General features: G+C 64.2%; 10 protein-coding genes. 3 read left to right on the forward strand and 7 right to left on the reverse strand.

Annotation, left to right across the window (positions count from 1 at the left end):
* Nucleotides 1-71 precede the first annotated feature (71 nt).
* The gene (locus G4O04_08820; protein HEY58616.1) at nt 72-302 is read left to right on the forward strand and encodes a DUF2905 domain-containing protein; all 231 of its coding nucleotides are present in this window, start codon (nt 72-74) and stop codon (nt 300-302) included.
* A gap of 6 nt (nt 303-308) precedes the next feature.
* Nucleotides 309-1,340: a tRNA preQ1(34) S-adenosylmethionine ribosyltransferase-isomerase QueA gene (gene queA / locus G4O04_08825; protein ID HEY58617.1), complete on the forward strand. Its 1,032-nt coding sequence runs from the start codon at nt 309-311 to the stop codon at nt 1,338-1,340.
* A 65-nt stretch (nt 1,341-1,405) separates the two neighbouring features.
* Here queA and G4O04_08830 read toward each other — a convergent pair whose 3' ends face one another.
* Nucleotides 1,406-2,311: a DMT family transporter gene (locus tag G4O04_08830; protein ID HEY58618.1), complete on the reverse strand. Its 906-nt coding sequence runs from the start codon at nt 2,309-2,311 to the stop codon at nt 1,406-1,408.
* 426 nt (nt 2,312-2,737) lie between these two features.
* Between G4O04_08830 and G4O04_08835 the strand changes: the two genes are divergently transcribed.
* On the forward strand, nt 2,738-3,433 hold the full coding sequence (locus G4O04_08835) for a DUF2202 domain-containing protein (protein HEY58619.1): 696 nt from the start codon (nt 2,738-2,740) through the stop codon (nt 3,431-3,433).
* A 122-nt stretch (nt 3,434-3,555) separates the two neighbouring features.
* Here the strand turns inward: G4O04_08835 and G4O04_08840 are convergent, their stop codons facing one another.
* The 6 genes from G4O04_08840 to G4O04_08865 form a co-directional block, all read right to left on the reverse strand.
* Entirely contained in the window at nt 3,556-4,185 is a 630-nt protein-coding gene (locus G4O04_08840) for a response regulator transcription factor (protein HEY58620.1), read from the reverse strand.
* On the reverse strand, nt 4,182-5,486 hold the full coding sequence (locus G4O04_08845) for a hypothetical protein (GenBank protein HEY58621.1): 1,305 nt from the start codon (nt 5,484-5,486) through the stop codon (nt 4,182-4,184). Before G4O04_08845 ends, G4O04_08840 begins: the two co-directional genes overlap by 4 nt.
* 77 nt (nt 5,487-5,563) lie before the next feature.
* Nucleotides 5,564-6,325, reverse strand: coding sequence for a TIGR00266 family protein (locus G4O04_08850; protein ID HEY58622.1), 762 nt, complete (start codon nt 6,323-6,325; stop codon nt 5,564-5,566).
* 259 nt (nt 6,326-6,584) lie between these two features.
* The gene (locus G4O04_08855) at nt 6,585-7,457 is read right to left on the reverse strand and encodes a CoA ester lyase (GenBank protein ID HEY58623.1); all 873 of its coding nucleotides are present in this window, start codon (nt 7,455-7,457) and stop codon (nt 6,585-6,587) included.
* 2 nt (nt 7,458-7,459) lie between these two features.
* Nucleotides 7,460-7,936 carry a MaoC family dehydratase gene (locus G4O04_08860; GenBank protein HEY58624.1) on the reverse strand — a complete coding sequence of 159 codons (477 nt, stop codon included), beginning with the start codon at nt 7,934-7,936 and terminating at the stop codon, nt 7,460-7,462.
* A gap of 11 nt (nt 7,937-7,947) precedes the next feature.
* The coding region (locus tag G4O04_08865) for an acetyl-CoA carboxylase biotin carboxyl carrier protein subunit (GenBank protein HEY58625.1) at nt 7,948-8,177 on the reverse strand (230 nt) is incomplete at its 5' end.

Below are 8,177 nucleotides of genomic sequence, written 5' to 3' on the forward strand. Positions count from 1 at the left end.
AAGTGGGAAACGAACACGGCAAAGCATTGTTGGATGCTCTGTTGTTTGATTGGTAAGATCGGGAGGGCAGTATGGACTGGCAAAGCATCGGGCGGAGCATCATGCTGGCTGGAGGCGTTGTCTTCTTGGTAGGCCTGGCTATCTACGCCTTTGGCCGACTACATCTCCCCTTAGGCCGCCTCCCCGGTGACATTGTGTATCAGCGGGGCAACTTCACCTGCGTCTTCCCCCTGGCGACTTCGATTTTGCTCTCTATTGTGCTCACCGTGCTCATGAATCTGCTGGCACGATGGCTGAAATAAGTTCCCATGCCCCTCCAAACCAACGACTTCGACTACAACTTACCCCCCGAATACATTGCCCAGAGCCCGGCCGAGCCGCGGGACAGCGCCCGGCTGATGGTGCTTGACCGGTCCACGGGGGCGATTACCCATGCCATTTTTCGCGACCTGGGGCGCTTTCTGCAGCCCGGTGACCTGCTGGTGGTCAACCGCACCCGGGTGATCCCGGCGCGGCTTTTCGCCCACAAGGTCCCCACCGGCGGCAAGGTCGAGTTGCTGCTGCTGCGCCGCGAAGGCCCTGGCCTATGGCAGGCCATGGTGCGTGGCCGCGGGCTGCGGCCCGGGGTGCGCCTGCAGGTGGAAGGCGGCCCCCAGGCGGAAATCGTGGCCCAACTGGATGGTCCCCTGCGCCGCATCCGCTTCGCCGCCCCGCTCAACGACCGTCAACTGGAAGCCGTGGGGCACGTTCCGCTCCCGCCGTACATCCACCGCCCTTTGGCGAACCCCGAACGCTACCAGACCGTGTACGCCCGCGAGCCCGGCTCGGCGGCCGCGCCCACGGCCGGCCTGCACTTCACGCCTCAACTCATCGAAACATTGAAAGCCCAGGGCATCGGCTTCGCCGAGGTTACCCTCCATGTGGGGCTGGACACCTTCGCCCCTGTCAAAGAAGACGACCCCACCCAGCACAAAATCCACACCGAGTGGTGTCGCGTGCCGCCTGAAACGGCCCAACGCATCCACGCCACCCGCGCCGCAGGGGGGCGCATCGTGGCCGTGGGCACCACCACGGTGCGCACCTTAGAAACCGCCGCGCGCCACGCGCCCCCCGGCCAGGTCATCGCCCCTTTTGAGGGGAATACGGATTTGTTCATCCTCCCCGGCTTCACCTTCCGCGTGGTCGACGCCATGATCACCAACTTTCACCTGCCCCGCTCCACCCTGCTCATGCTGGTCAGCGCTTTTGCCGGATGGGAAACCATCCTGCACGCTTACGAAGTGGCCAAACAGGAGGGCTATCGCTTCTTTTCCTTCGGAGATGCCATGCTCATCTTGTGAGCCAACCGGCCTCCGCCAGCCCCCGGCGGCCAGGGAAGCCCTGGCCGCCGGTTTCGTGCTGGCGCTCAACCCATCAGCAGCAGCCAGGCCACGCCAGCTGTAGCCAGCAAAGTGCCCCACACAGCCCGCAGGCTCACCCGCTCGTGGAACACCCAGCGGCTCACCGGGATGAGCAGCACCGGCGTCAGCGACCCAAGGGTGCTCACGATGCCCACCGGGATGACCTTGAGGGCAAAGAGCGAAAGGGTTATGCCCAGCACCGGTCCGATCGCCACACCAGCCGCGATAATCCCCAAAACGCGCGGCCGCTCCCAGGCCACGCGCAGGGTGCTTCCGGCCTCGCCTTTGAGGAGGGTCCACAGCCACAGGGCCAGCACCCCACCGGACATCCGGACCACATTCCCCGAAACCGCCGGGATCCCCGCCATCATCCCCCCTTTGGCCAGCAAGGTGCTGACGGTCTGCAATCCCACGGCGGCGAAAGCGAACAGCAATCCTCGCGGGTCATGCGCCCTGATGGTGCCATCATCGTTCAAAGGGCGTTCGGCCACCACCCACGAGACGCCCGCCAGGGTCACCGCGATGGCGGCCAATTCGCCCCCGGTGAGATGCTCCCCAAAGAGCACCCAGGCCACCGCGGTGGTTGCCACAGGCACCAGATTGAGCACCAACAGCGCCAGCCTGGGCCCAATGCGCACAAAGGCCTCAAACAGAAACACATCGGAAATGGCCAACCCGATCACCCCCGAAAGGAACAAATAGCCCCAAATCCTGCCGTCCAAAGCAGGGTAGGGCTGGCCGTAGAAAACGAAATGGAGAAGCAGGAGAAAAAGGCTGGCCAGCAACAGGCGGAAACGGTTCACCGTCAGCGAACCCACCCGCCGTCCGGCCAGGGTGAACATCGTCGGACCAAAGGTAAAGCAAACCGCGGCGCCCAAAGCGGCCAACTCGCCCAAAAACAGTGACGACATCGTCTAACCTCATTGTAGGGATGACAACGCTCCCAATTGTACCCGCCTTTTCAGGGGCCACCGGGTCATCCAGAAGAATCCCCCCTTTTTCCTCCTTCGCGGACGAGGCGCAAAGGGCCGTTCCCTGCTACACTGCGGACGCCTGAGCAAAACCGGGCATTGGCGGCCGAAGCGCCGCCTCCAACGCAAAAAAACAACCCATTTGGAGGTTTGACCATGTTGAAGAAACGATTCCCCCTCATGCTCATTGGCTTGCTTGTGCTGGCCTTCGGTTTGGTGGCCTGTCAGGCGACATCTTCGCCAACGCCAGAGGCCACGCCCGAAGCCGTGGTCACTCTTGCCCCTACCACCGCAGCGGCCCCGAAGGGGCGCGGTCCGGCTGCGGGACAAGGATATGGGCCGGCGGCTTCCCAGGAGCATAGGACCATGGCCGGCCCGCAGGGTGAACACGGCGGCCCGCCGGAGGATATGAACCCTGCCCAGGGCCTCCCCACCCCTGAGAACACCAATCTGAGCCCCGAAGAGATCGCGGACCTGCTCAAGATGCGCGAAGAGGAAAAACTGGCCCGGGATGTGTACCTGACCCTGTACGAGAAATGGGGCTCGCCCGTGTTCAGCAACATCGCGCGCTCCGAACAAATGCACATGGACGCCATAGGTGTGTTGCTGGACCGCTACAGTCTGGATGACCCGGTCGCCCAGACCGGCGATGCCCGCGGCGTGTTCAGCGACCCTCAAATCCAGGACCTGTACAACCAACTGGTGGAGCAGGGCTCGGCTTCCCTGGAAGCGGCCCTGACGGTGGGCGCGACCATCGAAGACCTGGACATCAAAGACCTGAACGAGACCATCGCGCGCACCACCCACGCCGACATTCAAACGGTGTACGAGCGCCTGCGCACCGGTTCCTATCACCACATGCAGGCCTTCGTGGGCAACCTGCGCGCTCAGGGAGCCGATTACACCCCCCAGTTCATCTCGGCTGAAGAGTTCCAGCGCATCCTGAGCGAACCCCACGGCAGAGGCGGCGAGCACGGGCGTGGGCATGGGCAGGGGCATGGCCCCGGTCAAGGCCAGGGCAACTGCCAGGAGATGGACGCTTCTGCTACTCCCACACCGTAACCCCAGAACACAACCCTCGCAAATCTAAAGGGCAGAGGCGAATGACCTCTGCCCTTTTTGGCTTGCCCTTGCCATCCGGCAACGGCCTCATGCCACCCCGGAGAGTCCCTAAACCGGCGTCCTCACCCCAGACCCTGTTCGCGCGCGTAGCGGGCCGCCTCCGCCCGCGTGCTCACCCTCAGTTTGTGCAGGATGTTGCGCACATGGGTCTTGACCGTGGTTTCACTGATGCCCATCTCCGCCGCGATCTCTTTGTTGGTCAGATGATGCGCCAGCAGGCTGAGCACCTCCAGTTCGCGCTGGGTGAAGGCTTCTCCGGCCACCGCCCCAGGCCCCCGCCGCACCTCGCGCATCAACATCCGCGTGATGTCAGGGTGGAGCACCGGCTCCCCCTGAACCACCTTGCGCACCGCCTCGGCCAGTTCCGCCGCCGAAATGGTTTTGAGCACATAGCCCGCCGCCCCCGCACGCACGACCGGCAACACCATACGGTCATCGCTGGCGCTGGTCAGCACCAACACCCTGGTCTCCGGCACCTCCTGGGTCACCTGGCGCAACACCGCCAACCCATCCACCTCGGGCATGATCAAATCCAGCAAAAGCACATCCGGGCGATGCTGGCGCACCGCTTCCAGCGCCTCCCTGCCGTTGGCCGCCTCAGCCACCACCTGCATATCCGGTTGAGTTTCCAAAAACATCCGCAATCCTTCGCGCACGATTTGATGATCCTCAGCAATGACCAGTCGGATCATGCTTCCCTCCGGACCACTTCAATGCGTGTGCCCTGACCAGAAGCCGTCGTCAGGCGAAAGGTGGCGCCCAACCGCTCGGCGCGCTCCTGCATCCCCGCCACCCCCCAATGACCGGGGGGGATGGCCTGCGGGTCGAACCCCTGACCATCATCGGCGACGGTCAGGCGAAAGGCCGGGGGATGCAGGTCCAGCGTCACGACAATGTGTTGGGGTTGGGCATGCTTGACCGCATTGGTCAACGCCTCATAAACGATGCGATAGAGTTCCCCCTCTTCGGCCTCGCTCAGCCGTCCTTCCACATCCAGGCGCACCTCTACCGGCACCCCCTCGCTCTCCTCCAGCGAACGGGCCAGGTCGGTCAGCGCCTCAAGAAGGGACTTCCCTGCCAGAGCCGGGGGGCGCAAGTCAGCAATGAGCGCGCGCAGATCATTGGCCGCCTCATGCACGGTACGCCGGGCCTGGGCCAGGGTGCTCCGCGCCCGTTCCGGGTCGGTGCCCAACAGCACGTCTGCCGTGCTCAACTGCAACTCCACGCTGAAAAGCGCCTGGCTGACCGAGTCATGCAGTTCGCGGGCGATGCGTTGCCGCTCCTCCAAACGGGCCTGAGCGGCCGCCATCTCGGCCAACTCGGCCTCTAACCGCCGGACCAACACCTGGGCGTCGGCGAAGTAGCGCTCGGCAAAGGCCCGGCGTGAGGGGTCCGGGCGCAGAAAGGCAAAGGCGAGGAGGAGAAAAGCCGCCAGGTTTCCCATCCGGATCCACACGCCCGGCTCCATGGGGATATCCGTGCCCCGCAGCGAGGCAACCAGATGGATCCCAGTGGACAAAAACCAGACCCCAAAGGCCGTGCCCGCCCAAAGCACGGGCCGCGACCGGGTGTGACGGTAAACATATCCCACGGTCAACAAAAGCACGGCCATCAGAATCAGTTCGTACAGCGCAAAGGCCACGCTCCCCCAGTGGTTGACGAAACGCGCCCTGGGCTGCCACGCCGTGCCGAAATTCGCCCAGACGGCCCCGCTGAGCAACGCCCAGAAACCGATATGGCTCCCCAACAACCAGCGCAGAGGCTGCCGATAGGCCGGGAAAAGCGGCTGCAGCAAGGCGTACGCGGTCAGCAAGAGAAAGAGGGTGAACAAGGCGCGTTCGCCCACCGGCACCAGCGGGCCATGCGCCCAACGCCACAATCCGGTGGGCGGGGCCAGCAGGCGCAGGGCGCTCCACGCTGCCAGGACCCCAAAAGCCGCCAGCAGCGCCCCCGGCACCCGACGCCGCCGTCGGTGCCAAGCCAGCGCGCCCAATATAGCCCCACAGCCACGCCCACCTCAATAACCGTCAGTCCCTGCCACCAGCAGGGAACGCCCATACCAGGCAAGGCTCACGAACCGCTGAGGAAATTGCCCAGCAAATCACCGCCCAACCCGGCCACGCCTTTCTGCTCGCCCATCTGCTTCTTCGAGGCGCTCAAAATGCGGTCGGCCAGCCGCGAGAGAGGCAGGCTCTGCAGATACACCTTCCCCGGGCCGGTCAGGGTGGCCAGGAACAGCCCTTCGCCGCCAAAGAGGATGTTGCGGAAACCCTTCACAAAGCGGATGTTGTAGTCCACCGTGGTAGAAAAGCCCACGATGCACCCGGTGTCTACCTGCAGGCTCTGCCCAGGGGCCAGTTCTTTCTCAATCACCGTGCCGCCCGCATGGATGAAGGCCAGGCCATCGCCCTTCAACCGCTGCAAGATGAAGCCTTCCCCACCGAACAGCCCAGCGCCCAACCGCTTGCTGAAAGCGACCTCCACATCAATGCCCTGCGCCGAGCACAGATATGAATCGCGCTGGCAGATGAAAGCGCCCCCCTCGGCGCTCAGGTCGATGGGCACAATCCTGCCCGGATAAGGCGCCGCAAAAGCCACGCTGGCCGGCTGGCGGCTGCGGTTGATGAAAGTGGTGATGAAGAAACTTTCCCCGGCCAGGGCGCGTTTGAGCCCGCTCAGCAGCCCGCCTCCGGTGGAGGTTTCCATCTCGATGCTGTCTTCCATGAAAGTCATCGTGCCCGTTTCGGCACGCACCCCCTCACCGGGGTCGAGGATGATTTCCACCATCTGCAAATCATCGCCGTGGATGCGGTATTCAATTCGGTCGGCCATGGTCTTCCTCCTCAACACAAGAATAGGGAAAATCGTTCTAAACTATTGTACCGCGCCTTTGCCACTTTGACAGGCGGTGCACCCTTCCCGAGGGTTGCACTAAGTTCGGACAAGGGGCAAGCACCGGTCCTCCTGTCATGACAAGACCCCCTGAGTCTGGCTCAGGGGGTCGAAGTTGCTTCCCAAAAGACGCACTTGTTTCGCTCTCCGGCCAGGGATAGGGCTTCGACTTCTCGGCCGACCGGGATATTATTCTGGTTCACACCAACCCCGCCGCGCGGGCGCGGGCCAGCACCCGCTGGGCAGCGCGGATCATGGGCATGTCGATCATTTTGCCTTCGAGGCCAATGACCCCTTCGCCGCGGGCTTCGGCCGCCTTCATGGCCGCCAGCACCTTTTGCGCGTAGGCGATTTCTTCGGCGCTGGGGGTAAACACCTGCTGCACCACAGGCACCTGGGCCGGATGGATGACTTGTTTTCCCTGATACCCCAACACAGCGGCCTCTTCGGTTTCGCTCCGCAGCCCTTCCAGGTCTTTGTAGCGCACATACACCATGTCGATGGCCTGCAACCCGAAGGCCGCCGCCACCAACGCCATCTGGCTGCGCGGAAAGACGACCTCACGGTTGCTGGCCGTGCGTTTACCGCCGATGTCGGCCATCAAGTCCTCGGCCCCGAAGCCCAACGCCTGCAGGCGCGGCGTGGCCTGGGCGATGGCTGCCAGGTTGACCACCCCACGCGCCGTTTCAATGAGGGCCAGCAGCGCGGTGCTTCCCTGCGGCCAGCCGTGAGCGGCCTCGGCGCGGGCCAGTTGCTCGTCCACCCAGCGCAACTGGTCGGCTTGTTCCACCTTGGGCACCATGATGGTGTCGGGGCGCGCCGGGAGCACGGCGGCCAGGTCGTCGGTTTCCAGCCCGCTGCCTACGGCGTTGATGCGCACCACCCGTTCGGTGCGGCCGAAATCCAACGCACGCAGGGCCTGGGCGACCATGGCGCGAGCGGCGGCCTTTTGGCCTAACGCCACCCCGTCCTCCAAATCCATGCAGACGCTGTCCACCTCCAACCCGGCGGCTTTTTCCAGTTTGCGTTGGTCTGACCCGGGCACGTAAAGCAACGCCCGCCGTGCACGCATGTTCATCCCTCCTGTTTCCCCGGCTCCACCGCGGAGCGCTTGAGGAACATCACGGTGCGCTCCAGTTCACACACTACCACGCCGTCCTGATTGCGGCCGATGTGGCGCAGCCGCACGATGCCCACATGGGGCCGCGAGCGCGATTCGCGCATGGCGAGCACCTCGGTTTCCACGTAGATCGTGTCGCCGTGGAACACCGGGTGGGGGTGGACGACTTTCTCGTAGCCCAGGTTGGCCACGATGGTGCCTTGCGTCAGGTCGGGCACGGTCAGGCCCACCACCAGCGCCATGGTCAAAAGCCCGTTGACGATGCGCCTCCCGAAGCGGGTCTGGGCGGCGAAGTCTTCGTTGAGGTGCAGCGGTTGCGGGTTCATGGTCAGGGCGCAAAACAGCGTGTTATCGGCCTCGGTGATGGTGCGCCCCAGGGCATGCTGGATGCGCATCCCCACCTGCAGATCTTCGTAGTATTTGCCGGCCATCCTACCCTCCGTTACGCGGATTCAGGGGTGATCTCGGCGAGCACGGCATCCCGCTCGACCACCTCCCCCTCCCGGACCTCCAGGCGGGTCACCGTGCCCGCGAAAGGCGCCTGCACTCGGATTTCCATCTTCATCGCCTCCAGGAGCAGGACGACCTGCCCCTGGGTGACCTGCTCGCCCTCGGCGACTTTGACGGCCCGCACCTGGCCGGGCATGGGCGCGCGCAACAGGCCGTCGCCCG

The sequence above is a fragment of the Anaerolineae bacterium genome (assembly GCA_011176535.1).
Classification (GTDB): domain Bacteria; phylum Chloroflexota; class Anaerolineae; order Anaerolineales; family DRMV01; genus DUEP01.